Here is a 25,496-nt window from a genome sequence, read left to right as displayed (position 1 = left end):
TATTGTCGGGCGTGCCGTGCCGTGCCGTGCGGTGCGGAATGACGCGGATGTGAACGATCGACTTTTGTGAAATGGATTTTTATTAATGTGGCCAGCGAGATAACTTTTAGAAAATCACTTTGCGCAAGAAAGGGGAGGTGCGGTTCGATTGGGCTGTGATTTTTACGAGAAAGTGAACAAAAAGTATCAATTTTGCTGTATTTGAGCGCTTTTGTGCGATAAAAATCACAAGAAATAACATAAAAAGCTCAAAGTTAAACACGAAACGCCGTCGATTTTGTGCGCATGCACCGCGTTGACCGATTCGTTATATTGTGACCCAGGCCACAACGAACAACGCAATGTTGAACAGGCCGACCGATGTCCGCCACTGCGGCGGGAGATTCCAGAATACGCATTTGCACCGGCAAATCGAGGAGGATTCATGGCAGAAGCGAAGAAGACCGAGGCTCCCACCAAGCCGAGCCCGGAAGAGAAGCAGGCCCAGGCCGAGGCCGAGGTCGACGCCCTCGTGCAGAAGGGCCTGAAAGCCCTTGCCGAGTTCGAGAAGCTCGACCAGAAGCAGGTCGACCACATCGTGGCGAAGGCCTCCGTGGCCGCGCTGAACAAGCACCTCGTGCTGGCGAAGATGGCCGTGGACGAGACCGGCCGTGGTCTCGTGGAGGACAAGGCCACGAAGAACATCTTCGCGTGCGAGCATGTGACCAACTACATGGCCGGTCAGAAGACCGTCGGCATCATCCGCGAAGACGACGTGATGGGCATCGACGAGGTCGCCGAGCCGGTCGGCGTGGTCGCCGGCGTCACCCCGGTCACCAACCCGACCTCCACCGCGATCTTCAAGTCGCTGCTCGCGCTGAAGACCCGCTGCCCGATCATCTTCGGCTTCCATCCGGGCGCGCAGAAGTGCTCCGTCGCCGCCGCGAAGATCGTGCGTGACGCGGCCATCGAGGCCGGCGCCCCCGCCGACTGCATCCAGTGGATCGAGCACCCGTCCATCGAGGCGACCGGCGCGCTGATGAAGCATGACGGCATCGCCACGATCCTGGCGACCGGCGGCCCGGGCATGGTCAAGGCTGCGTACTCCTCCGGCAAGCCGGCCCTCGGCGTCGGCGCCGGCAACGCCCCGGCCTACGTCGACACCGACGTGGACGTCGTGCGCGCCGCCAACGACCTGGTCCTCTCCAAGCACTTCGACTACGGCATGATCTGCGCCACCGAGCAGGCCATCATCGCCCACAAGGACGTCTACGACCGTCTGGTCGCCGAGCTCAAGCGCCGCAAGGCCTACTTCGTGAACAAGGAGGAGAAGGCCAAGCTCGAGCAGTACATGTTCGGCTGCACCGCCGGCTCCGGCCAGACCCCGAAGCTCAACTCCGTGGTGCCGGGCAAGTCCCCGCAGTACATCGCCAAGGCCGCCGGCTTCGAGATCCCGGCGGACGCGACCATCCTCGCCGCCGAGTGCTCCGAGGTCTCCGACAACGAGCCGCTCACCCACGAGAAGCTCGCCCCGGTGCAGGCCGTGCTCAAGGCCGACGGCAAGGAGCAGGCGTTCGAGATGTGCGAGGCCATGCTCAAGCTGGGCGCCGGCCACACCGCCGCCATCCACACCAACAACCAGGAGCTCGTGCGCGAGTACGGCCTTCGCATGCACGCCTGCCGCATCATCTGGAACCAGCCGAGCTCGCTGGGCGGCATCGGCGACATCTACAACGCGATCGCCCCGTCGCTGACCCTGGGCTGCGGCTCCTACGGCGGCAACTCGGTGTCCGGCAACGTGCAGGCCGTGAACCTGGTCAACATCAAGCGCATCGCTCGGAGGAACAACAACATGCAGTGGTTCAAGATCCCGGCCAAGACCTACTTCGAGCCGAACGCGATCAAGTACCTGCGCGACATGTACGGCATCGAGAAGGCCGTCATCGTGTGCGACAAGGTCATGGAGCAGCTCGGCATCGTCGACAAGATCATCGACCAGCTGCGCGCCCGCTCCAACCGCGTCACCTTCCGCATCATCGACTACGTCGAGCCGGAGCCGTCGGTCGAGACCGTCGAGAAGGGCGCCGAGATGATGCGCGAGGAGTTCGAGCCGGACACGATCATCGCGGTCGGCGGCGGCTCCCCGATGGACGCCTCCAAGATCATGTGGCTGCTCTACGAGCACCCGGAGATCAGCTTCTCCGACGTGCGCGAGAAGTTCTTCGACATCCGCAAGCGCGCGTTCAAGATCCCGCCGCTGGGCAAGAAGGCCAAGCTCGTGTGCATCCCGACCTCCTCCGGCACCGGCTCCGAGGTCACGCCGTTCGCGGTCATCACCGACCACAAGACCGGCTACAAGTACCCGATCACCGACTATGCGCTCACCCCGTCCGTCGCGATTGTGGATCCGGTCCTGGCCCGCACCCAGCCGCGCAAGCTCGCCTCCGACGCCGGCTTCGACGCCCTGACCCACAGCTTCGAGGCGTACGTGTCCGTGTACGCGAACGACTTCACCGACGGCATGGCCCTGCACGCCGCCAAGCTGATCTGGGACAACCTGGCCGAGTCCGTCAACGGCGAGCCGGGCCTGGAGAAGACCAACGCGCAGGAGAAGATGCACAACGCCGCCACCATGGCCGGCATGGCGTTCGGCTCCGCGTTCCTCGGCATGTGCCACGGCATGGCCCACACGATCGGCGCCCTGTGCCACATCGCGCACGGCCGCACCAACTCCATCCTGCTGCCGTACGTGATCCGCTACAACGGCCAGGTGCCGGAGGAGCCGACCTCGTGGCCGAAGTACAACAAGTACATCGCCGACGAGCGCTACCGCGACATCGCGATCAACCTCGGCATCGATCCGGGCAAGACCCCGGCCGAGGCCGTCGAGAACCTGGCGAAGGCCGTCGAGGACTACCGCGACAACAAGCTCGGCATGAACAAGAGCTTCCAGGAGTGCGGCGTGGACGAGGACTACTTCTGGGGCATCCTCGACCAGATCGGCATGCGCGCCTACGAGGACCAGTGCACGCCGGCCAACCCGCGCATCCCGCTGATCAACGACATGAAGGACATCGCCGTGGCCGCCTACTACGGCGTCTCCCAGGCCGACGGCCACAAGATTCGCGTCGAGCGCGAAGGCGAGGCCGCCACCGAGGAGGCCTCCGAGCGCTGAACACGCTAGGCTAGGCGGTCTCCGGCCCCCTCGTCAGAGTGAGACCTGCGACCGGCCTTCCCCATAACGATGAGGTCCCCTTCCGTCAGGAAGGGGACCTCATCGTCTTCGCACATCCTTTTTCCCGCCGATTCAGTCGCCAACTGATGCCGTCCCACGTGATCCTCCCGATAATGGCCCGTGAACAACGTGTCGAACGAGAGAACAAGGAGCACGACATGCGTATGGAACGGAAGATCGCGGGCGGCGTGGCCTGCGTGATGGCGGCGGCGATGATGCTTGCCGGTTGCGGCGGTCCGACGGGCACCGGATCGAATGGCGCGTCCGGCGGCTCGGCGTCACCGGTGGCGAAGCCGCTGGACCTCTCCAAGCTCGAGACGAGCGTCGCGTCGACGCCCGTCGACAACCAGCGTCAGGACATGATGTCGTTCACGAACGGCACGAACGTCACCATCGTCGCCGTCTCACTCAACTACCGGCAGAAAAGCGATGTGACCGACGACCAGCGGCAGGCGGCGTTCGCCGACCTGCGGCAGGCCGTGACGATGATCGAGGACTCCGACTACGAGGAGCTCAAGACCGAACCGCTCAAATGCACGAGCAACCTCATCGTCAAGCCGGGCGCGACCAGCGAGAACGGCGAATGCACGATCGGCGGGTGGAAGGCCATCGGCGACTTCACACCGCTCATGGAACCGGACACGATGTCCGTCGCCTACCTGAAGGGCACGAACACAATCGGCAAAGCCACCTACGACTTCGTCAACAAGAAGACCACACTCGACAAGGCCGAAAGCAAGGCGAACCAGTGGGGCGACGACAAGCTCACCAAGACCCTGCCCAAGCCCGAATCGACGATCATCGGCGGTTCGGTGAGCGACACGAGCGTCGGATACAGCGTCTACGGCACCACGCACGACCAGTTCGCCGCCTACGTCGAACAGTGCAAGCAGAAGGGCTTCACCGCTGACGGCGAAGGTGACAACTATGCGTCGATGAAGGGCTCGAACGGTTCCGATCTATCCGTGCACTACTTCCCCGACGACGAGAAGATGACCATCAATCTCCACACCGCCGACTGAGCCGGGAGCGGTCCCGTTCCCCTCGCCGTATGAGCAAGCTCACGGGAGTCGGAAGCTCTCGCGACATCATCGTCCTGTACAGTGGTCGACAACGGACGATCATCGACGAAGGGGCGTGACATGGGACTGTTCGACGGCATCAGGAACATCGTGGGCGGCGTGCTGGGCGATACGGTCGGCGACGCGGCGAACGGCGCCGTCGGCAACATCGCCGAACAGTTCGTCGGCGGCGTCGACCTGAGTGCGATCGGCGACCTGCCGGCGGCTGTGACCGAGCAGTTCGACGCCGGCCAGCTCGGCGAGATCGCGCAGATCGCCGGCGACCATCTCAACGCGGAACAGCTCGGCGACCTGACCGCACTGGCCGAGGAGCACATCTCCGCCGACCAGATCGGAAACGTGGCCGGCATGATCCAGGAGCAGGGCACGAACCTCGGCCTCGGCTCGATCGCCGAACAGGCCGGTCTGCCCGGCGACGTCATCGGCCAGATCTCCAGCCTGCTCGGCCGCTGAGCCCGCGGCGGGTGCTGCCGTCACCGATGGCATCGACGCCGAATGGCCGGACGGACCCACTCAGGCGGCGAGACGGCTGCGGATCGCTTCGGTGACGGTCACGCCGCCCAGCACGGCCATGATGCCCGCGGACACCAGACTCAGGATGCGGCGCGAACGGCCCGACTTGAGCCTGCCGGCGAAGAACGCGGCCATGCAGGCGAGCGTGACGAGCACCAGCATGCTCTCGACGAAGTGGATGAGCCCCAGCGAGACGCCCATCCGCAGATGGTCGACGCCCGGCACGAGGAACTGGGGGATGACGGCGATGTAGAACACACCGATCTTCGGATTGAACAGATCGGTGAGGAAGCCGCGCACGAACGAGGAGACGATGGGGGAGGCGAGCGGGCCGCGTCCGGCACCCGCGGTCGCGACGGCCGCCGCCGGTTCGGCCGGCTCAGCCATTTCCGGTTCCCCGCCCTTGCCGGCCTTCGGCCTGCGGACGAGACTGAACGCCAGATAGAACAGGTACAGGCCGCCGAGCAGCCTGATCGCGTCATAGGCGAGCGGGAACGCGTTGATGATTGCGGCGAGCCCGACCGCCGCGGCCACCGCCCACGCGAGCACGCCGAACGAGATGCCGCACGCCGCCGCGATGCCGCGCCGACGCGTCGAATTGATGGTCTCGTTGACCACCATCATCATGTCCAATCCCGGCAGCAGGGCCATCGACCCGGCCACCAGCGCGAATCCCAGCAGTGCCTGCACATACGTCATGTCGTCTCTCCTCTCCCGATGCACCCACATCCGTCGGTTTCCGGCCACTGTACCGCCAGTACGTTGCGGCGGACGCGTCGCGTCTCGTCGGACGACGCGGGTGTACGGTGTCACGTATGAGCGTTTCCCCCGTGCGTCATTCCGTGCATCCCGCATACGACGACGTGATCTTCGATTTCTGCGACGTGCTGGTCGACTGGCGGCCGCGTGCCGCGGTCGACGGCGTCGTGCCGGACGACGTCGCCGACCGGCTGTTCGACCGCGACGACCCGTACGGATTCTGGCATTACGACGAACTGTCCGATTTGGGCTGGAGTGAGGAGCGCATCCTCGCCGACTATGCCGCGCATCACGCGGCCGACGCGCACGAATCCGTGGAACTCGCGGCGTTCCGCACCTACTTCGCACGCCAGCGGCTCGCGCTCGCCGGCATGCTGCCCGGCATGGCCGGACTGCTGCGCGACCTCGACGCGGCGGGCGTGCGCTGCTGGGGACTGACCAACTTCACCGTGAAATACGTGGACGCGGCCCGCGAATTGTTCCCTGCGCTCGGGCTGCTGCATGACGTGGTCGTCTCCAGCGCCGAGCGCATCCACAAACCCGACGCGGAGATCTACCGTCGCGCGGTCGCCCGCTTCGGCGTCGACCCGGCGCAGGCGGCGTTCGTCGACGACAAACAGCGCAACGCCGACGCCGCGGCCGCCGCCGTGCCCGGTCTGACCGGCATCCGCTTCACCGACGCCACGTCGCTGCGCGCCCGGCTGTTCGCATAGGGCGTTCACGCGGTTGCTCATGCGTGGTCCGGACGCGAGCGACCGCGGAATCGGCGCCCCGCTTACTGCAGGCAGGCCTCGATGTTGTTGCCGTCCGGGTCGTGGATGAACGCGGCGTAGTAGGTCGGGCCGTAGTTCGGGCGCGGACCGGGTTGGCCGTTGTCCGTGCCGCCGGCGGCGAGACCGGCCTCATGGAACGCCTTGACGACGTTCTGATCGGCGGCGCGGAACGCCAGATGCGCCGGGACGAGCGGATTGCCGTCCTTCGGCGACTGGATCCACACGCTGTCGCCGTCCGCATCGTTCGCGAAGCACACGGCGCCCGGGAACTCATGCTTCTTCACGTATCCCAGCGGCGCCAGCAGCTTCTCGTAGAACCCCGCACGCTCGTTCGCATCCTTGACGAACAATCCGACATGATCGATCATGACAGCCTCCTTATGACTGATGACTGACGTTCGACTCGCGGAACCGCACAGGGTATCGTGCGCGCGCATCGCGCCGGCATATCCCGCCCGGTTCCGTCCCTCCCAGTGTAGTGCCGGAACGGCAAGGCGTTGCCTACGTATCGCGCATGGATATGAATGCCGGGAGAAGCTTGTGTTTCCAACCGCTACGGAGAATGGTGGCGATGCTTCTTGGGACCGATGACAGGCCGGTGTCTGATAAGACACTGACGGCGGTGGGGAGGTGTAGGAATCCGGCGGGCGGGGAGCGCGTAAGGATTCGAAACCATGCTGGCTACGCGATGGCGGGTGCCTGTGAAGAGTCGTGCCTTCGCGTGGGGATAGGCGACTGATATGCCTTCTATTGTTGACGGAATCAAACCTGGCAGGCGACGGAAGCCGGTTCGCCTGGGCTTCTTGGGGCCAATGACAGGCCGGTGTCCGATAAGACACTGACAATGGCGGGGAAGGCGTGTGCTGACGGAATCAAACCTGGCAGGCGATGGAAACCAGCAATCATCAGGTGTTGCAACAATCACTAGAACCCGCCAACCCACCCCACCCAGACAACCCCCTCTCATGTTCCGCATATGGAAGGCTCTGCAACAACGCTGAAGCCCGACTTCTCGCCGCACAGACTGGCGAAGACCCTTATTCGTTGATGCCATCGATGAACAAGGGCGCGATTGATGGTTGCTGAGTGGTTGTCGTCGCGTTTCAGGAGATGAACGGTGTTGTGTCTTGTCGGGTTGTGTCTTGTCGGGTTGTGTCTTGTCGGGTTGTGTCTTATCGGGTTGCGTCTTATCGGGTTGTGTCTTATCGGGTTGTGTCTTATCGGACACTAGGTTGCCAGCGCTGTGACTTTGTTTTGCGACCTCGCCCACTAATCGTTAGCATCCCCGTATCCCCGTATCCCCGTATCCCCGTATCCCCGTATCCGCATCCCGTATCGCAGGACACAGATCATTGGCATCAGATGGTATGAGCTGGAACACGACGATGTATGCAACGCGTACCGTTGGCGCCTTGAGGTTCGGCCTGCGTCGGATTCTCATGAAGGGCGGGGAAGAACAGCATCACCATGCGTAGTGTCCCGCCCGTGGTTTCCGTTCGTTCACTTGTCGACATGGTCCTTGAACAGATCGACGATGATTCCGGTGATGGCGCACAGCAGGCCGCCGATTACCCACGACATCCAGAACAACGATTCGGGAACGAGGAACAGCAGCGTCAGGCCGACGATCGTGGCGACGAGCATGATGATGCCGCTCAACGCCCCGGACAGCTTCACGGATCGCGGCACGTCACCGGAACGTTGACGCCGATTCCGCTCGATTTCCTTGTTGTAGCCGTCGATGTTCACCATGGTGTACCGCATGCCGCAGTAGACGAATCCGAACACCGCGGCCGCGGACAGCAGCAGCATGACCGCGTTCGGCCACCCCGCGGTGACCTCCCGCACCTCGTCCATGTACACGACGACCGCGATGCCGATCAGGATCGCCGCCACGCCCGCGACCACGCCGCACGCCAGAAGCCGGGATTCCCTGCGGCGGTCATCCTCGGTGTAGAAGTCCTTGACATACGGGTGATTCCGTCTGAACGCGGCATGCGCCATGGCGCCCGGGACCAACAGAACCAGTCCGATGATCACGCCCACGCAGATGCAGACGAACATCAGGAAGTCGTTGAGCGGATTGACGCCGATGATCGAATGTTCCGGGTCAAACAGGTTGGCGACGCCGACCGACGCGATGATCGCCGTCACGCCGGATGCAATCAGCATCGAGAACCGGAGGCGGTGGGCGTCGTATCCGGTGATGTCCTTCGGCAGAGGTGTGGTCGGACCGCCTTCCCGTTGCTCGACCGCGTGAGGATCATCGGCGACGGTCGGGGTGGCATCTGTCGTTCTCGCGGGGGTCGCCGGCCGGTCCACGTCGCCAAGCACCAGATCGTCAAGCGTGCAGCCGAACAGGTCGCAGATCGCCAGCAGCTTGTCCATTTCCGGGTACGCTTTCTCGGATTCCCATTTCGAAATCGCCTGCCGGGAGACGCCGAGCAGCATGGCCAGCTGCTCCTGCGTCATGTTGCGCCTTGCGCGCAGGGTCTGCAGATTGGTGCGGAAAGTCATCGTCATCATCCCCTAGGTCGGTAGTGTCGGCTTGTCGTGTCCTAACGATGATTCCACTGTGGCATGGTGGCGCCGTTTCCGCCACCATCTTGCGGTTGCCATGGCGAAATGCAACCGAGCGGCGTCGTAGTTGCTGCGCAACCGTTGGTTGTATGGGCGTCGATCCGCCGTTTTCTCACGAATCCCAAGTATGGGGGCAGGAACGGCGATTCACCGTTTGCCGCGCAGATTGTAGGGGTCGTAGGTGTCTCCGTCCGCCTGTGCGCGGCGTTCCTTGCGGATCTCCTCGGCAGTCTCGCGGGTGATGCGCCTCAACTCTTCTCGTTGCCGGTCGATCATCGTCTGGTCCTCGCTTCGCCATGGTCGTTCGAGGCCGATGATTTCCATCAGTCGCACCGCGCCGGCAGCGATGCTCGTAGCCGCGACAATCGTCATGTCCGTGTGCCAGAGGGTGGCGATCCACGGCAAGGCGAACGGCAATGCAATCTTGGTGGCGATCAGCGGCCATGGCATCGGCGAATTGATGCGGTTGACGGTCCGGCGCAGTTCATAGTCGCAACGTGAATCAATCAGCGATATTCCGATCCATGTAATCGCCAGCATTGCGGCGAGCGTGCCGCCATCGAACACGATGCGCGCGATGAAGCGCAGCCCCAGCCACGCAATGATCAGACTGATCGGGAACGAGACGATGGCATTCAGCAACAGGTGGCCGACAAATGCGTGGGCGTATCGGGGCCTGTCCGAGCCGGCTGATCGGCTGTCAGTGTCGTCGCCATTACGGCCGTCCATATCGAACCTTTCGCTATGCCGGATCGGAACGAAACGTCAGTTCCTGGTCGGATCCTTCTGTAGGGTGAGGAAGACGAGGGCGACGGCAAGGAGGATCGCGATGGAGAGCACGCCGAGGCTCGCATTGCCGGTCAGCGACGTGGTGGTCGCGACGAGGAACGTGCCGAGAATCGAGGCGGTCTTGCCGAAGATATCGTACAGGCCGTAGTACTCGTTGGCGTGCTCCTTGGGGATGATCTTGCCATAGTAGGAGCGGGAGAGCGCCTGGATGCCACCCTGGAAGATGCCGACCAGAATCGCCAGCACCCAGAACTCGACGGCCGAACGCAGGAAGAACGCGGCGAAGAACACGATGCCCAGATAGGCGATCACGGCGGCCATGATCATCGGCTTGCATCCGAACCGGCCGGCCAGACGGCCGTAGGCGATGGCGGACGGGAACGCCACGAACTGGGTGACCAGCAGGGCCGCCACCAGCTGCGTCGAATCGATGCCGAGCTGCGTGCCGTAGGAGGTGCTCATCGAAATCACCGTGTTCACGGCGTCGATGTAGAAGAAGAACGCGATCATGAACATCCACAGCGGCTTGTTCCTCACCACCTTGCCGAGCGTGGAGGCGAGTTCGGAGAACGTGCCGCGGATGGCTTCGGCCGTATGCTCGCGGGTCGCGCGATAATGCACCTGCCGGTAGCTGGTCAGCAGCGGGACGGTGAACGCCGCCCACCAGATGGCGGTGATGACGAACGACGCACGCGTGCAGGCCGCCGTGGACCAGCCGAACAGCGCCGGACCGCCGAAAATCAGCACCAGACACAGGATGAACAGCACCGTGGAGCCGATATAACCCCAGCCGTAGCCGTGCGACGAGACCTTGTCCATGCGCTCGTTCGACGTGGTGTCGACGAGCATCGAATCGTAGAAGGTGAGCGAACCGTTAAGTCCGATCGTCGCGAGCACGTACACGATGAGGAACGGCAGCCAGGTCAGCGGCAACGCCATCGCGCAGCACGTGACCACGCCGGTGCCGAAGAACCCGAGGAAGAACTTGACCTTCATGCCCTGCACGTCGGCGATCGAACCGAGCAGCGGCATGAGCAACGCGATCACCAGCGAGGCGATGGTCTGCGCGTAGCCCCACGCGGACACGATGTTGCCGTCCGCCGGCATCAGCGACTTCGCGTAGATCGGCACGACCGCGGTCGACAACAGCACGAACGCGGAGTTGCCCACGTCGTAGACGATCCACTTCTTCTCACGCGGCGTAAGCTTCGCCGCGGCGGACGGCGCCGCGTTCACTGACTGTTCGGACATGATGGAACTCTCCTCGACGACGGAAACTGCAATCCATCGTAGGGGAGTCCCCATGCCGCCCAGCGCGCCCGCCGGTGAACGCAGAGTGAATTATCGCGCGTATCCGTGTGTTGTCGGGTCGCGGTCGGACCGCCACCGGACCGCTACCGCGCTGCGACGCCGGCCAGCGTGACCGCCTCCTTGTAGCTCGGGCAGACGGGCACGCCGGCGCGATGGCGCTGGATGGCGAGCGAGGCGGCCGCGTTGGCGATGTTCACCGCATCGGCCAGCGACCATCCCTTCGCGAGCATCGCGCACATGGCGCCCGTGTGGCAGGAGCCGGCGGAGCGCGTGTGCACGCCCTTCGTCGGATAGCCCTCCACATGCTGCACTTCGCCGCCGGGTTCGCGCACCCATGCGCCGCGCGATCCGGCGCGCACGACCAGCGGCGCGCGCAGCGTGTTGCCGAGCGCGTCGCACAACGCGTTCATCGCCTGGTCGAATCCGCCGCCGACGGTCAACGCCCCCGCCTCGCCGAGGTCGACGCCGAGACGTTCCGCCAGCGTGTTCGCCTCCTGCCGGTTGCAGGACCATGTGGGGCGCGCGAGCACGAGATCCTCGAGCAGGTGGTCGTTGACGAGCTTGAGCGTGTTCGTCGGATTGATGACGAGCCGGTAGGGGCGCGACTTCGGGTCGTCGCCGGCCCGGTGCATGAATTCGTCGATGCCGGCCGCCGTATGGTCGAGCAGCGTGTTGCCGCTGACATGCACCACGTCGCCCGCCTCCGGTTCGACCGCGTCGAACGTGCGCGCGTCGCCCTGCGCCTCCACGCCGTAGCGTGCGACGAACGTCTTGCGCCCGTCGTCGTCGTGGAAGACGAGACGGAATCCGGAGTCCGCGTCGAGCCGGCACGGCCCCACGTGCGTGATGCCGTCGTGCTCGTACGCCTCGCGGATCATCGCCGCCCACACGCCGTTGCCGATGATGCCGGCGTGTTCGGCGGGCACGCCCATGCTGCTCACCGCGTCCAGCACGCGGTAGCTGCCGCCGACCACCGGGCGTGCGGCGTTGGAGACCGCGAAACCGCCCGGCTCGGGCAGTTCGTCCACATCCATCATGATGTCGACCCACACTTGGCCGAGTGAGATCACCGACGGGGTGTGGCCGCCGCTTGTGGAGTCCGACGACTTCGCGGCGGCCGCGGCCTTGTCAGCGGCGTCCGACTCCGCCACGGCCCGGTCGATGCGTCGTTCCTCCTGCCGCTGTTCGATGAACTCGCCCAGTCGTGTTCCCTTCGTCTCCCCGTTGATGTGCTTCGACAACATGGCGTCCTCCTTGAGCGCTCGATTGCACGCGTCCGACGCGATGCACTGCCACCATTCTATGGCCGTGGGCCCGGTGTATGGTGGATTTTAGGCCGTTCGGGGTGTGATGCAACGGTCATCGGAGACGATTCTGCTGCGTATTCGCCGTGCGCGGAACCGCATAGGATACTACGCGTGTTGCGTTTGTCGGGCCGCTGGGATATATTCGTGAAGTTGTGTGTTCGGCTAAGCGTGTTCGCATGCCCGGTCGAATCGCGAAAAAGACTTGATAGTCAAGGTTAAAGGGAGTCCATCATGGCAGCTCGTTGTGACGTGTGCGGCAAGGGTCCGCAGGTCGGATACACCGTGTCTCACTCGCATATCCGCAACAAGCGCACCTTCCGTCCGAACCTCCAGTCGGTCCGTACCACCGTCGAGGGCGAGAACGTTCGCCTGCGCGTGTGCGTCAAGTGCATCAAGGCCGGCAAGGTCCAGCGCGCGGTTGCGTGAGTGCGCGGATAGCGTCAACGTATCGAAGCCTCCATCGGTTCGCCGATGGAGGCTTTCGTTTTAGCCGTCGCGCGCGTCGTCGCGTGTGGGAGAATAGGACGTTATGAGCATCACCTGGGACACTCCGATCGCCGCGCTGTTGGCGAACAAACGCCGCGCGTCCACGCTCAAGTCGTTCGGCATCGTCACCATCGGCGACGCGCTCACCTACTATCCGTTCCGCGTCGCCGACCCGGTGCCGTCGCGCGCGCTCGGCGAGGCGCGCGTCGGCGAGGCGATGGCGTTCGCCGGCACGGTGCGTTCGGCGCGCACGTTCCACGGTTCGCGCAACATGCGTCTCGTCGTCAACGTCGACGACGACGGATTCGCCGCCTCCCGCGGCGTACTGCCGTCGGGCGCGCAGTTCGTCTTCTTCTCCGGCAGGAAGGGGTATCTCGACTGGATGGCGCGCCGTCTCGCCCCCGGCACCGTCGTGGTCGCCTCCGGCGCGCCCGGCGAGTACATGGGGCAGCTGCAGTTCAACCATCCGCAGGTGATCACCGTCGCGCCGGAACCGTCGATGCCACACGCGAACGGCTACGACGCGCCGAACGTCGCCGAGGCGCTGGCGCGCGTCACCCGGCCGCGACCCGTCTACCACGCGTCCGCGCGACTGTCCAGCGAACGCATCCACGAGACGATCCTGAGCCTCATGTGGGCGCTCGGCGGGCGCGACATGCCCGCGCCCGGCACCGACGACATCACCCTGCAATCCCACGACGATGAGGAACGGTTCTCCCGCACGCTCGCTGACGCCATCCCCGACGTGCTGCCCGAAACCATCCGAAGCGCGCGCGGACTCATGCACCGCGCCCAGGCGTTCCGCGCGATCCACGAACCGAAGACCGTCGCCGACTTCCACAAGGGCATCGCCACCCTGCGCTACGAGGAGGCGCTCGTGTGCCAGACCGCGTTGCTTGAGGCGCGTCGCAGCGCGCACAAGTCCGCGGCGCACCCGTGCCCGCTGCCGGACGGGGGCGCCGATGATGCCCCGTCCCTGCGCGACCGGTTCGTCGAATCCCTGCCGTTCACGCTCACGAACGGCCAACGCGAGGTCATCGACGACATCGCCGCCGACATGACGCGCGACACGCCGATGCAGCGTCTGCTGCAAGGCGAGGTCGGCTCCGGCAAGACAGTGGTCGCGCTCGCCGCCATGCTCCAGGCCGTCGGCGCCGGCTATCAGGCCGTGCTCGTCGCGCCCACGCAGGTGCTCGCCGAACAGCACGTCGAGACCATCACGCGCATGATCGCCGCGATGGACGGCGCGGACGGTGCCGGCGATGGCGACGGTGCCGGCGATCGCGGCGCGGACGGCGGCGACGCCGGTCCGTCCGTGCCGGTGACGCTGCTCACCGGCGGCATGAAGCTCGCGGCGCGGCGCAAGGCGCTCGCCGCCGCCGCGAGCGGCACGCCGGGCATCATCGTCGCCACGCATGCCGCCTTCTCGAAGACGTTCCAGGCGCCGCGGCTCGCGCTCGTCGTCATCGACGAACAGCACCGGTTCGGCGTCGAACAGCGCGAATCGTTGAACGCGAAATCGACGGACGGCACCGCGCCGCACCTGCTCGTCATGACCGCCACGCCGATTCCGCGCACCGCCGCGATGACCTGGTTCGGCGACCTCGACATCTCGTGGCTCACCGAACTGCCCGGCGGGCGCAAGCCGATCCGCACGATCGTCGTCAACGAGGCGGACGGGCGCACGATGGCGCGCATGTTCGCGCACATCCGTGCGCGCATCGACGCGGGGGAGCGCGCCTACATCGTGTGCGCGCGCATCGACGCGGACTCCGACGACGATGCGGGGGTGCCGGGCGGCGGCCGCGGCTCCTCGCGCGGCGGGCGGGGTTCGCGCGGCGAGGTGACGGCGTTGGACGGCATCGACGACGCGTATGAGACGCTCGACGAGAACGGCGAGACGGTCGCGCGACCGCCGCTGCACTCGGTGGCGGAGATCACGACGCGGCTCAAGGCGCTGCCGCAGTTCGCCGGCATCCGGTTCGCGACGCTTACCGGACGCGACAAGGACGATGTGAAGGCCGAGGTCATGGCCGGATTCGCCTCCGGGGAGACGCCGATTCTCGTCTCCACCACCGTGATCGAGGTCGGCGTGGACGTGAAGCAGGCCAGCTGCATCGTGATCTTCGACGCGGACCGGTACGGCCTGTCCCAGCTGCATCAGTTGCGCGGACGCGTCGGCCGCGGCGGCACGGACAGTTGGGCGTTCCTCGTCTCGCGCGCCGAAGCGGGCACGACGGCCGAAGCACGGCTTCAGGTCATCCACGATTCGCTGGACGGCGCGGAGATCGCGCAGGCCGATCTGGAGTTCCGCGGCGCCGGCGACGTGCTCGGCGACGCGCAGTCCGGCGCGAAATCGAGCCTCAAACTGCTGCGCGTCATCAAGGACGCGGACCTCATCACCGACGCGCGGGCGCGCGCCGAACGGATGCTCGCCGACGATCCGACGCTTGACGGGCACACGCAGCTCGCCGGCGCGGTGCTTGACTTCACACGCGGCAACGAGACCTTCCTCACCTCCAACTGACGCCCGTTTTTCGGCTCCCCTTGTCAGGGGAGCTGGACCGCGTAGCGGGACTGAGGGGTAGTCAGTACCGGAAATGGACGACGTGGCGTACCGCTAAAGTCGGTAGCCATGCGAGTGATCTCAGGACGATTCAAGGGCGTGGCGTTGGCCACGCCGAAGACCGGCACCAGGCCGACCACCGACCGCACCAAGGAGGCGATCTTCTCGCGTCTCGACGCGTGGGGCGTGCTCGACGAGGCACGTGTGCTCGACCTGTTCGCCGGCACGGGGGCGCTCGGCATCGAGGCGCTGTCGCGCGGGGCCCGCGAGCTGGTGGCCGTGGAGGCGTCGAAGCCGGCGGCCGCGCTTGTCGTCAAAACCGTCGCGCAGCTGAAGCGCAACCGGTCATGGTCGTCGGATCTCTCGGCGCGCGTGATCGTGCGCAAGGCGGAGGCGTATGCGGCCTCCGGCGCGGGAGCGGCGGGCGCGTTCGACGTGATCTTCATCGACCCGCCGTACGCGTTCGAGACGGAGGCGTGCGACCGGCTGCTCGCCGATCTCGCGGCGAACGGATTCGCGGGGGAGGGGACCGTGGTCATGCTGGAGCGTTCCGCGCGGTCCGAGCGGCCGACGCCGCCGGACGGCTGGGAGATCACGGACGACCGTGACTATGGTGAGACGGCCGTGTACTACATCGAGCGGATCGAAGGTGCCACAGGCGACGAAAGCTGAGACGGGCGGTTTCCCGGGCCTGACCGCGGGGTGGGCGGGCATTGCATGACCGCTTGGCCGGTGTGCGCCACGCCGAAGATACCTCGAATCGTGATATGCATGTATAGTCATATCTCGAAACGAGATATTGCGGGTGCCGCATGGGCATCCGGAACCACGAACGAAAAGGGGAATCTCATGTCCTTCGTCACCGCTCTTGAAACCCGCCGCTCCCAGTACGCGCTGACCGACGCCTCGCCGATCAGCGACCAGGAGATCGCCGACCTCGTCAAGAAGGTCGTCGTCGACGTGCCGAGCGCCTTCAACTCCCAGCCGCAGCGCGCCGTCGTCCTGTTCGGCGACGCCAGCCAGAAGCTGTGGGACATCGTCAAGGAGACCCTGCGCAAGGTCGTTAACGATGAGGAGGCCTTCAAGTCCACCGAGGCGAAGATCGACTCCTTCGCCGCCGGCCACGGCACCGTGCTCTTCTACGATGATGAGGACGTCACCAAGCAGCTGCAGGAGAACATCCCGGCCTACGCCGCCAACTTCCCCGGCTTCGCCCGTGACGCCGCAGGCATGCTCCAGCTCGCCGTGTGGACCGCCCTCGCCGAGAAGGGCCTGGGCGCCTCCCTGCAGCACTACAACCCGCTGATCGACGAGGCCGTCGCCGCCGAGTTCGACCTGCCGAAGAGCTGGAAGCTCCAGGCCCAGATGCCGTTCGGCATCGTCGCCCAGCCCGCCGGCCCGGTCGAAAAGCAGCCGGCCGAGACCCGCGTCAAGGTCTTCGGCCTGTAAGATTTCCTCGCCCCCGCCGGCGGGGGTTGTCGGCCGGTGACGATGCCGTTACGGTACGTCACGTTTCGTTGCCCCCGCTGGCGGGGGCTGTCGGCGAAGCCGACTGAGGAAGAGTGGAGAAGTAGCCGTAGGCCGCGGGGGAATCGCAACGGCCGGAGGCCGATTCCGTTTCCTTGCCCCCGCTGGCGGGGGCTCCCGCGAAGCGGGTGGGGGTGGTCATTTTCGTATGGAGCCACCCCCAGTCAGCCTGCGGCTGACAGCCCCCCGCCAGCGGGGGCGGAGTTGTGTTTGCGGCCGCCGGCGGGGGCGCGTCGTATCTATCGCAGTTTGCGGGGGTGGGGGGTGGAGACTTCCCAGCCTAGGGCCATCAGGGTCTTGCGGTCGGCCTTGTCCAGGGACTTGCAGTCCAGCTGCTCGATGAGGTCGGGGCGGATTTCGTCCGTGCGCGTCAGCGCCTCGTCACGGCGGTAGCGGTCCACTTTGCCGTGGTCGCCGGAGAGCAGCACATCCGGCACCTTCAATCCGCGCCATTCCGCCGGCTTCGTGTACTGGCGGTGTTCGAGCAGCGCGTTCGCGCCCGTGTAGGATTCCTCGACGATGGAGTCGGCGTTGCCCATGAATCCCGGAATCAGGCGCGTGATCGCCTCGACCATCACCGAGGTCGCGACCTCGCCGCCGTTGAGCACATAGTCGCCAATCGAATACTCGCGCACGTCGATGCCTTGTGAACGGTAGTACTCGGGAATACGCGCGTCGTAGCCCTCGTAGCGGCCGCAGCCGAACAGCAGATGCTCCGCGTGTGAGAGCTCCGTCGCGTCGCGCTGCGTGAACAGCGGCGCGGACGGATTCGGGAAGATGAGCACCGGCGTGTGCTCCTGCGGTGACTGACAAGCCGGTGTCTCATCGGACACCGTAAACGAGTCTTCAAGGGCGGATGATTCCGCGTTTTCGACGGTCTTGGGGCCGGACTCACCAGCGGTTCCACACGTGGAAACACGTCGAATATCGGTATCTACCGGTGTCTGAATATCGGTATCTGCCGGTGTCTCATCGGACACTGGTTTGCCAGTGATGGTATGCGTGGCCGTCACCGTCTCCGTCGCGGCTTCATGGGGTGCGTCGGTTCCTTCCTGCGGCTCCAGTCCCAGCAGCTCGTCGAGACATTCGGCCCACACGGCAGGCTTCATCACCATGCCGGCACCGCCGCCCACCGGGGTGTCATCCACCGAATGATGCACGTCATGCGTCCAGTCGCGCAGGTTGTGCGCGGTGATGGTCAGCAGGCCCTTCTCCTGCGCCTTGCCCATCAGGCTCAATCCCATCACGTCGAAATACTCGGGGAACACGCTCACGATATCGATCTTCATAAGCAACCACCCTATCGTGCGGTGCGGAACCACACGATAGGGCGGGAGGGAAGCGGAGACCGGAGGAATCCGCCGGTCGGGACGGCGTATGGGAGGGGAGAACGGTCTAGAGTCCCGGAATCAGGCCTCCGGGCGGGTCGAGCGTAAGGTAACCTTCCTCCACGTCGATGTCCGGCACGAGCTCGTCGACGAACGGCACGAGCGCGGTCTTCTCCATGACCGGCGTGCCGTCCTTCGCCGTGCCGACCTGCACCGGTTCGGCGAGCCTGATCTTGAGCAGCGACTGGGCGGGGGAGTCGATCACGTCGACCACCTTGCCGACCACCAGCCCGGTCTCCGCGCCCAGGCCGTTGCCCTCCGCCATGCGGGCCTCAAGACCGATGAGGTCCTTCGGATACCATTCGTCCGCTTCGAGCATCTCGTCCGGATCGTCGGCCTCGCCGTACAGTTCGGTGCCGTTGAGCGCCTCGGAGGCGTCGCGGTTGTCGCAGCCCTCCAGCTTGATGATCCAGCGCTTCTTGAACGTGCGCGAGGACTCCACCACGTATTCGGTCGCGCCGTCCTTCGAGTAGAGCACGGAACCGGGTTCGAAGCGCCATTCCGGTTCGTCGGTGAACACCTGGACGGTGACCTCGCCCTTCATGCCCTGCGCCCGTCCGATACGACAGACCCTCAGCAGTTCGAGCTGCTGAGGGTCGTCATGCATATTCTGATCTGCCATGCCAAGCAGTGTACCCCATCGAGTACCTAGTCGTCCGTCGGCCTCGCCAGTCGGTTCAGTGGCGCACGTCCATGATGTCGACGCGCACCTTGTGGTCGGACAGCGCCTGGATCACGGTGCGAATCGCGTTGGCGGTGCGACCGGAACGGCCGATGACGCGGCCGATGTCCTCCGGGTTCACGCGCACGCGAAGCAGTTCGCCGCGCGCGTTCTCATGGGACTTGACGGACACGTCGTCCGGGAAATCGACGATGTTCTTGATGAGATGTTCCACTGCCTGTGCGAGCATTCCAATCAGCCTTTCTATGCAGCATTGCCTTCGACCACGGGTCGCTGATTACTCAGCCTACCGCGTCGAAGGCAATGTCGTCGTCAAGTACGCCTTGCGGCGTGGCTCACTCGGCCTCGGCCGGAGCCTCGGCTTCCTCAGCCGGAGCCTCTTCGGCGGCGGCAGCGGCCTCAGCCTCGGCCTTGGCCTTCGCCTCGGCTTCGGACTTGGCGGCCTTGAGCTTCTGGGCCTCGGCCTCGACGGCCTCGACGCGGGCGGCGGCATCCGGGCCGGCCTCAACGGTCTTCAGGGTGCCCTCGGCACCGTCGAGACCCTTGAACTTCTGCCAGTCGCCGGTGATGTTCAGCAGCTTGTAGACCTGCTCGGTCGGCTGGGCGCCGACGCCGAGCCAGTACTGGGCGCGCTCGGAGTTGATCTTGATCGTGGAAGGCTGGGTGTTCGGATCGTAGGTACCGATCTCCTCGATGGCGCGGCCATCGCGCTTGGTACGGGAATCCATGATGACCACGCGGTAGAACGCGTAGAACTTCTTACCCATGCGCTTCAGACGAATCTTGGTTGCCAAAGTGGCTCTCCTTAAAAATATCAGGGGTGTGTGTTCGGTTCGCATTGTGGGGCGCAGCTCGCCGAGCCCACGTGTTCCTCGCGGCACGGGGTGTAGAGGGCGCCACGCACTCGCGAATAACCGGTTCATTATAGCGCCGTGCCCCGGACTCGCGACACGCCTATGCGCGTGCGCTTCGGTGCGTGGGTCTCTGCGTGCGTGCCTCGGTGCATGCCTACGCGCGCACCGTGAGGCGGGCGGTCAGCGCGAGATGGTCGGTTTCGGGGATCTCGAACGATGCGACGGCGTCGAAGTCCGCCCCGCGCGTGGCGAGGATATGGTCGAGTTCGATGCGCGGCCACTTGAGCCAGCGGGGGAACGTGAGGTTCGGCCCCTTCGCCTGGGTGAGGCTCGCGTCGTGGAATCCGGTCTTCAGCAGCGCGCGGAAGCTCGGATGCTCGGTGGAGGAGTTGAGGTCGCCGAGCACGACGGCGATGGCGTGGTCCTCCTGTTTCGCGGCCTTGGCGAGTCCGCCAAGGCCGATGATGCCCGCCGACCATTCGCGCGGCCCCCTCATCGGCGACTTCGGGTGCGCGGACGCGAACGTCACGTCGCGTCCGCCCGCCATCGGCAGGGTGATCGACGGCACGTCGGCCGCCGGGATGGCGATCGCGTCGGATGTGGCGTCGTCCGGTTCGACGCGGGAGAGGATCACGTTGAACCCGCCGTTGTCGGTCTCCTTCGACTCGCCGGACTGGCGGTAGGGGAGCAGATCGGCGATGCCGGCCGCGTCGAGACGCGCGAGCAGGTCGTCGGTCGCCTCCTGCAGCGCGAGCACGTCGACGCCGCGCATGCGCGCCTCGCGCGCGATCGCGGCGGCGTCGGCGCGTCCGTAGCGGCAGTTGAGCGTCATCAGCGTGAGCGACGACGGCGGTTCGGCGGGTGACGTTTCACGCGATGTTTCACGATTGTCGGAATCTGTTTCACGCGACGTTTCACGGGATGCGTCACGCGCCATGGCCTCGGTGCGGTGCTCCCGCCGCGGATGCGGGTCCGTGCCCCAATACGCGATGCGGCGGGTCGAAGCGGACAGGGCGACGCCCAGCAGACAGCACATCGGACCCCACGCGTGGATGATTCCGGCGACCACGGCGCAGGCGACGAGCGGCACCCACAGGAACGGGATCAGGGCGATCATGTACGGGAACGGCATGCGCGCCTCCATGCCCGCGGGCAGCTCGCTGAGCAGCACCCACAGCATGCCGACGATCATCACGCCCCAAAGCAACCAGACCAGCATGAACAGACACCTTTCTTGAGGACAATTAAATAGGCCCCCTCGTCGAGGGGGCTGGCAGCCGTAGGCTGACTGGGGGAGAGACCGACCAAGGACGGACTACCCCTCAGTCGCCTTCGGCGACAGCTCCCCTGACAAGGGGAGCCGAGACGTGGTCTACCGGAGCAGGCCGGCCAGGCCGCCGCCGAGGTTCGGCGGGAGTTCGCCGCCGTTCGCGTCCAGCGCCTGCTGGAGGCCGGCGGGCAGGGCCGGGTTCTGCGGCTTGGCGAACGCGGAGCCGCCCGACTTCTTGCCGGACAGACGGTCACGCAACGCCTTCTCCTCGGCCTCGCGCTTCATCGGATTGCCGGAACGGCCCTTCTTGTTTTTGTTCTTGCCCTTGGCCTTCTTGTTCTTCTTGCCGCCGCCCATCGAACCGCCGAAGCCGGGCACGCCGCCGCCCAGACCGGCCTTGTTCGACATGCGCTTCATCATCTTCGCGGCCTGCTCGAACCGCTGGAGCAGCGCGTTGACGGCGGAGACCGTGTTGCCGGAACCATAGGCGATGCGGGCGCGGCGGGAGCCGTTGATGATCTTCGGGTTGCGACGCTCCTCGGGCGTCATCGAACGGATGATCGCCTCCGTGCGGTCGATCTCGCGCTCGTCGAACTGCTCGAGCTCCTTGCGGTGGGCCGCCATGCCCGGGATCATGCCGAGCAGCGACTTCATCGAACCGAGCTTGCGGACCTGCTGCAGCTGCTCGAGGAAGTCGTCGAGACCGAACTCGCCCTCGGCCATCTTCGCCGCGGCCTCGCGGGCCTGCTTCTCGTCGAACTGCTTCTGCGCCTGCTCGATCAGGGTGAGGATGTCGCCCATGTCGAGGATGCGGGAGGCCATGCGGTCCGGGTGGAAGACCTCGAAGTCCTTCAGTCCCTCGCCGTTCGAGGCGAACAGGATCGGCTTGCCGGTCACGGACGCGACCGACAGGGCGGCGCCGCCGCGCGCGTCGCCGTCGAGCTTGGACAGGACCACGCCGGTGAAGTCCACGCCCTCGTCGAACGCCTTCGCGGTGCGCACCGCGTCCTGGCCGATCATCGCGTCGATGACGAACAGAATCTCGTTCGGGTTCACGGCGTCGCGGATGTCGCGCGCCTGCTTCATCAGCTCCTCGTCGACGCCGAGACGGCCGGCGGTATCGATGATGACCGTGTCGTACAGCTTCTGCTTGGCGAAGGCGATCGAATCGCGCGCCACCTTCACCGGGTCGCCGGTGGTCTGGCCCGGCGCGGACACCGCGTCGCCGCCGTCCGACTGCACGCCCTTCTCCGGGGCGTACACCGGCACGCCGGCGCGCTCGCCCACCACCTGGAGCTGGGTGACCGCGTTCGGACGCTGCAGGTCGGCCGCGACCAGCAGCGGGGTGTGGCCCGCATCCTTGAGCCAGTAGCCGAGCTTGCCGGCGAGCGTCGTCTTGCCGGCACCCTGCAGGCCGGCGAGCATGATGATCGTCGGCGGGTTCTTCGCGAAGTTCAACGGACGGTCCACGCCGGCACCGAGGATCGCCGTCAGCTCCTCGTTGACGATCTTCACGACCTGCTGCGCCGGGTTCAGCGCGTCGGACACCTCGGTGCCGAGCGCGCGTTCGCGCACACGCGCGGTGAACGGGCGCACCACTTCAAGCGCCACGTCGGCGTCGAGCAGCGCGCGGCGGATCTCGCGGATCGTGCCGTCGATGTCCGTTTCGGAAAGCTTGCCCTTGCTCTTCAGATGCTTGAACGCATTCGAGAGCTTGTCAGTCAAAGAACTAAATGCTGCCATAATGGGCAACAGTCTAGCCGTGGCGGGGGAAAACGAAGGGGCACCTTCCTTGCCTCCCTCTGACGAGGGAGGTGGCCGGGCGAAGCGAGGTCGGAGGGAGAGACCGGTCGACCCCGTCCACAGTCTCTCCCTCAGTCGCGGCATCCGCCTACTTGAGGCTCCAGGTGGAGCCCTGCGGGCCGTCCTCGATGGCGATGCCGGCTCCGGCCAGCGCATCGCGGATCGCGTCCGCCTTCGCGAAGTCCTTCGTCTTGCGGGCCTCGGCGCGTGCGGCCAGCTGCTCGCCGATCAGCTTCTCCAACGCCGCATGCTCCGGCGACTCGTCGGCGCCGTCGCCGGCGCCGCCCGCGGCTCCGGCGGACACCCACGGCTCGGCCAGCGGGTCGAGGCCCAGGGTATCGAGCATCGCGCGCACGGCGACGAGCGAGGCGCGCACCTCGGCGCGGGCCTCGTCCGAGTCGGCGTGGTCGGCGAGCTTGGAGAGCAGCGTGTTGCCGGATCGGATTGCCGTGAAGATCGCGGCGGTCGCGCCGGAGACGTTCACGTCGTCGTTCATCGCGGCCGTGAAGTCGGCGGGCAGATCGTCGGCGGAGACGGCCTCGATCTCGTCGCGCGCGGGCTGGCCGCCCAGCGCGACACCGGCGCGTTCGATGAAGTTCGCGATGCGGTCGTACGCGGCCTGCGCCTCGACGAGCGCCTGATCGGACCACTCCAGCATCGAACGGTACTGGACGGAACCCAGCGCGTAGCGCACCACCCACGCGGAATGTTCGGCGAGCACGCTCGGCACGGACAGGCCGGTGCCGAGGGACTTCGACATCTTCTCGCCCTTCGCGGTGACCCACGCGGAGTGCATCCAGCGGGCGGCCGAATCGTAGCCGGCGGCGCGCGTCTGCGCCATCTCGTTCTCATGGTGGGGGAAACGCAGGTCGAGGCCGCCGCCGTGGATGTCGAAGCCGTCCTTCAGGTAGCGGTGGCTCATCGCCGAGCATTCGATATGCCAGCCCGGGCGGCCCACGCCGAACGGGGTGCTCCAGCGGGCGTCCTGAGGATCGGTGTCCTTCGGGGCCTTCCACAGGGCGAAATCACGCGGGTCGTGCTTGTCGGGGGAGGCATCGGCCGGATCGACCGGATTGTACTTGTCGTCGCCGGCGGCGTCAACGGACGGGCCCATGCGGTCGGCCACGGCCGCCGCCTCGTCCACCTCGGCGGTCTGCTTCTGGTGCGTCAGCTCGCCGTAATGCGGCCACGACGCCACGTCGAAGTACACGTTGCCGGTCGGCTCGCCGTCCGCGTCGGTCACCACGTAGCCGTGGCCGTTCGCGATGATGCGTTCGATCAGGTCGATCATGTCGGACATGTGGCCGGTCGCGCGCGGCTCGACCGTCGGCGGCAGCACGCCGAGCGTCTCGTAGGCGTGCGTGAACTCGCGCTCGTAGTAGTAGGCGCGCGCCCACCACTGCTGGCCCGCGGCGGCGGCCTTGTCGAGGATCTTGTCGTCGATGTCCGTGACGTTCCTCACGAACGTGACCTTGTAGCCGAGCTTGAGGAACCACCGACGCACGATGTCGAACGCGACGGCGGCGCGGATGTGGCCGATGTGGGGCGACGACTGCACCGTCGCGCCGCACACGTAGATGCCCACCTCGCCGGGCTTGATCGGCGTGAACACGCTCGTCGTATGCGAGGCGGTGTCGTAGAGCTTGAGGCCCGCGGCGGCCTTGGCGACCTTCACCGGAGTGAACGCGCTCGGCATCACGGAAGTGCTGAAATCATGCGGTTCTTGGCTGTTTCCCATAAGTCAACAGAGTATGTGCGGACGGCGACGGGCGCAACCGGATGGCCGACGCGCCCGTCGTTTACGTGGGTCGTGCCACAATAGGAGACATGACGCCACAAGTGCTTGTTCTGCAACATGTCCCATGGGAGAAGCCCGGCCGCATCGCCACCGCCTTCGACGAGATCGGCCTCGGCTATCAGATCCTCAACGTGGTGGACAGGAAGAAACCCGACCTCCCCTCGTTCGACGAGGTCGCCGGCCTGGTCATCATGGGCGGCCCGATGGGGGCCACCGACTATGACAAGTACCCCGGCCTGAAGGCGGAGGCGAAGCTGGCGCGCGCCGCCATCGCCGTGAACAAGCCGGTGCTCGGCGTATGCCTCGGCCACCAGATCATCGCCACCGCGCTCGGCGCGAAACTGCACCGTGGCGAGCAGCCGGAGATCGGGTTCGCGCCGATCAAGCGCGTCGACAAGCACGACTACTTCTCCATGTGGGACAAGCAGATCAACGTGCTGCACTGGCACAACGACGTGGTCGGGCTCCCCGAGGGCGCACAGCTGCTCGCCCGCTCGCCCCTCACCAAGGTGCAGGCGTTCCGCGCCGGATCGGCCCTCGGCCTCCAGTTCCATCTCGAGGTGAGCTCCGCCCTGATGGAGGAGTGGCTCGACGAGCCGAGCATGGTCAAGGACCTGAAGGCCGCCGGCGGTTCCAAGTCGAAGCTGCGCGAGGACTTCGCGCAATACAACCCGCTGCTGCACCCGCTCGCCGACCAGGTGTTCACCGGATTCGCCGCCCGCTGCAACAGCTACGCGCGCCGTCTCGTCCGCGAGGCGAACGCAAACGCCCCCAAGGACCCGGTCATCTGCTGA

23 protein-coding genes are annotated in these 25,496 nt (G+C 65.7%); 10 read left to right on the top strand and 13 right to left on the bottom strand.

Annotated elements, in window-relative coordinates; genetic code table 11:
• Positions 1–424 precede the first annotated feature (424 nt).
• The 3 genes from adhE (at position 425) to AC1AYN_RS09725 (ending at position 4,749) form a co-directional block, all read left to right on the top strand.
• Positions 425–3,154 (top strand): bifunctional acetaldehyde-CoA/alcohol dehydrogenase, encoded by a 2,730-nt coding sequence (adhE, locus tag AC1AYN_RS09735; protein WP_476533058.1) that lies wholly within the window; start codon positions 425–427, stop codon positions 3,152–3,154.
• 224 nt (positions 3,155–3,378) lie between these two features.
• Positions 3,379–4,236, top strand: coding sequence for a DUF6591 domain-containing protein (locus tag AC1AYN_RS09730; RefSeq protein WP_034529616.1), 858 nt, complete (start codon positions 3,379–3,381; stop codon positions 4,234–4,236).
• 120 nt (positions 4,237–4,356) lie between these two features.
• On the top strand, positions 4,357–4,749 hold the full coding sequence (locus AC1AYN_RS09725) for a hypothetical protein (protein ID WP_238567680.1): 393 nt from the start codon (positions 4,357–4,359) through the stop codon (positions 4,747–4,749).
• Between the two features lie 60 nt (positions 4,750–4,809).
• Here AC1AYN_RS09725 and AC1AYN_RS09720 read toward each other — a convergent pair whose 3' ends face one another.
• Complete coding sequence (locus tag AC1AYN_RS09720) at positions 4,810–5,508, bottom strand: LysE family translocator (RefSeq protein ID WP_034529613.1); 699 nt, start codon at positions 5,506–5,508, stop codon at positions 4,810–4,812.
• A gap of 116 nt (positions 5,509–5,624) precedes the next feature.
• On the opposite strand from AC1AYN_RS09720, the gene AC1AYN_RS09715 reads away from it, so the two are divergent.
• Positions 5,625–6,281 carry an HAD-IA family hydrolase gene (locus AC1AYN_RS09715; RefSeq protein ID WP_051922999.1) on the top strand — a complete coding sequence of 219 codons (657 nt, stop codon included), beginning with the start codon at positions 5,625–5,627 and terminating at the stop codon, positions 6,279–6,281.
• Between the two features lie 62 nt (positions 6,282–6,343).
• Here the strand turns inward: AC1AYN_RS09715 and AC1AYN_RS09710 are convergent, their stop codons facing one another.
• Positions 6,344–6,709 (bottom strand): VOC family protein, encoded by a 366-nt coding sequence (locus tag AC1AYN_RS09710; RefSeq protein WP_034529611.1) that lies wholly within the window; start codon positions 6,707–6,709, stop codon positions 6,344–6,346.
• A 711-nt stretch (positions 6,710–7,420) separates the two neighbouring features.
• On the opposite strand from AC1AYN_RS09710, the gene AC1AYN_RS09705 reads away from it, so the two are divergent.
• Entirely contained in the window at positions 7,421–7,588 is a 168-nt protein-coding gene (locus AC1AYN_RS09705; RefSeq protein ID WP_084686221.1) for a pentapeptide repeat-containing protein, read from the top strand.
• Positions 7,589–7,841: 253 nt separating this feature from the next.
• Here AC1AYN_RS09705 and AC1AYN_RS09700 read toward each other — a convergent pair whose 3' ends face one another.
• The 4 genes from AC1AYN_RS09700 to AC1AYN_RS09685 all read right to left on the bottom strand — a co-directional run bounded on the left by AC1AYN_RS09700 (position 7,842) and on the right by AC1AYN_RS09685 (position 12,265).
• Positions 7,842–8,858 carry a helix-turn-helix transcriptional regulator gene (locus AC1AYN_RS09700; RefSeq protein WP_034529707.1) on the bottom strand — a complete coding sequence of 339 codons (1,017 nt, stop codon included), beginning with the start codon at positions 8,856–8,858 and terminating at the stop codon, positions 7,842–7,844.
• Positions 8,859–9,068: 210 nt separating this feature from the next.
• Positions 9,069–9,650: a hypothetical protein gene (locus AC1AYN_RS09695; protein WP_476511951.1), complete on the bottom strand. Its 582-nt coding sequence runs from the start codon at positions 9,648–9,650 to the stop codon at positions 9,069–9,071.
• 36 nt (positions 9,651–9,686) lie between these two features.
• Positions 9,687–10,961, bottom strand: a complete 1,275-nt coding sequence (locus AC1AYN_RS09690; protein WP_476533057.1) for an MFS transporter — start codon at positions 10,959–10,961, stop codon at positions 9,687–9,689.
• Between the two features lie 143 nt (positions 10,962–11,104).
• Positions 11,105–12,265 (bottom strand): PfkB family carbohydrate kinase, encoded by a 1,161-nt coding sequence (locus AC1AYN_RS09685; RefSeq protein ID WP_084686220.1) that lies wholly within the window; start codon positions 12,263–12,265, stop codon positions 11,105–11,107.
• Positions 12,266–12,559: 294 nt separating this feature from the next.
• On the opposite strand from AC1AYN_RS09685, the gene rpmB reads away from it, so the two are divergent.
• The 4 genes from rpmB (at position 12,560) to AC1AYN_RS09665 (ending at position 16,829) form a co-directional block, all read left to right on the top strand.
• Entirely contained in the window at positions 12,560–12,754 is a 195-nt protein-coding gene (gene rpmB, locus AC1AYN_RS09680) for a 50S ribosomal protein L28 (RefSeq protein WP_034529605.1), read from the top strand.
• Between the two features lie 103 nt (positions 12,755–12,857).
• On the top strand, positions 12,858–15,341 hold the full coding sequence (locus AC1AYN_RS09675) for an ATP-dependent DNA helicase RecG (RefSeq protein WP_034529603.1): 2,484 nt from the start codon (positions 12,858–12,860) through the stop codon (positions 15,339–15,341).
• A 108-nt stretch (positions 15,342–15,449) separates the two neighbouring features.
• Positions 15,450–16,052 carry a 16S rRNA (guanine(966)-N(2))-methyltransferase RsmD gene (gene rsmD / locus AC1AYN_RS09670; protein WP_034529602.1) on the top strand — a complete coding sequence of 201 codons (603 nt, stop codon included), beginning with the start codon at positions 15,450–15,452 and terminating at the stop codon, positions 16,050–16,052.
• Positions 16,053–16,229: 177 nt separating this feature from the next.
• Positions 16,230–16,829: a nitroreductase family protein gene (locus AC1AYN_RS09665; RefSeq protein ID WP_034529600.1), complete on the top strand. Its 600-nt coding sequence runs from the start codon at positions 16,230–16,232 to the stop codon at positions 16,827–16,829.
• A 317-nt stretch (positions 16,830–17,146) separates the two neighbouring features.
• Here AC1AYN_RS09665 and AC1AYN_RS09660 read toward each other — a convergent pair whose 3' ends face one another.
• The 7 genes from AC1AYN_RS09660 to cysS all read right to left on the bottom strand — a co-directional run bounded on the left by AC1AYN_RS09660 (position 17,147) and on the right by cysS (position 24,642).
• On the bottom strand, positions 17,147–18,196 hold the full coding sequence (locus AC1AYN_RS09660; RefSeq protein ID WP_034530095.1) for a tRNA (guanine(37)-N(1))-methyltransferase: 1,050 nt from the start codon (positions 18,194–18,196) through the stop codon (positions 17,147–17,149).
• 106 nt (positions 18,197–18,302) lie between these two features.
• A complete protein-coding gene (rimM, locus tag AC1AYN_RS09655) occupies positions 18,303–18,902 on the bottom strand; it encodes a ribosome maturation factor RimM (RefSeq protein WP_476533063.1) in 600 nt (199 codons plus the stop codon).
• 70 nt (positions 18,903–18,972) lie between these two features.
• Positions 18,973–19,206, bottom strand: a complete 234-nt coding sequence (locus AC1AYN_RS09650; protein ID WP_034530099.1) for an RNA-binding protein — start codon at positions 19,204–19,206, stop codon at positions 18,973–18,975.
• A gap of 106 nt (positions 19,207–19,312) precedes the next feature.
• Positions 19,313–19,771 carry a 30S ribosomal protein S16 gene (gene rpsP / locus AC1AYN_RS09645; protein ID WP_476503033.1) on the bottom strand — a complete coding sequence of 153 codons (459 nt, stop codon included), beginning with the start codon at positions 19,769–19,771 and terminating at the stop codon, positions 19,313–19,315.
• A gap of 214 nt (positions 19,772–19,985) precedes the next feature.
• The gene (locus AC1AYN_RS09640) at positions 19,986–21,047 is read right to left on the bottom strand and encodes an endonuclease/exonuclease/phosphatase family protein (protein WP_476503075.1); all 1,062 of its coding nucleotides are present in this window, start codon (positions 21,045–21,047) and stop codon (positions 19,986–19,988) included.
• 156 nt (positions 21,048–21,203) lie between these two features.
• A complete protein-coding gene (gene ffh / locus AC1AYN_RS09635) occupies positions 21,204–22,844 on the bottom strand; it encodes a signal recognition particle protein (RefSeq protein ID WP_476503034.1) in 1,641 nt (546 codons plus the stop codon).
• Between the two features lie 148 nt (positions 22,845–22,992).
• Positions 22,993–24,642, bottom strand: coding sequence for a cysteine--tRNA ligase (cysS, locus tag AC1AYN_RS09630; protein ID WP_476503035.1), 1,650 nt, complete (start codon positions 24,640–24,642; stop codon positions 22,993–22,995).
• Between the two features lie 89 nt (positions 24,643–24,731).
• Between cysS and AC1AYN_RS09625 the strand changes: the two genes are divergently transcribed.
• Positions 24,732–25,496, top strand: coding sequence for a type 1 glutamine amidotransferase (locus AC1AYN_RS09625; RefSeq protein WP_476503036.1), 765 nt, complete (start codon positions 24,732–24,734; stop codon positions 25,494–25,496).

This window comes from Bifidobacterium sp. LH_413 (assembly GCF_056357015.1).
Note: the sequence above shows the minus strand (reverse complement) of the source record. Positions and strands in the feature narration are given on the sequence as shown.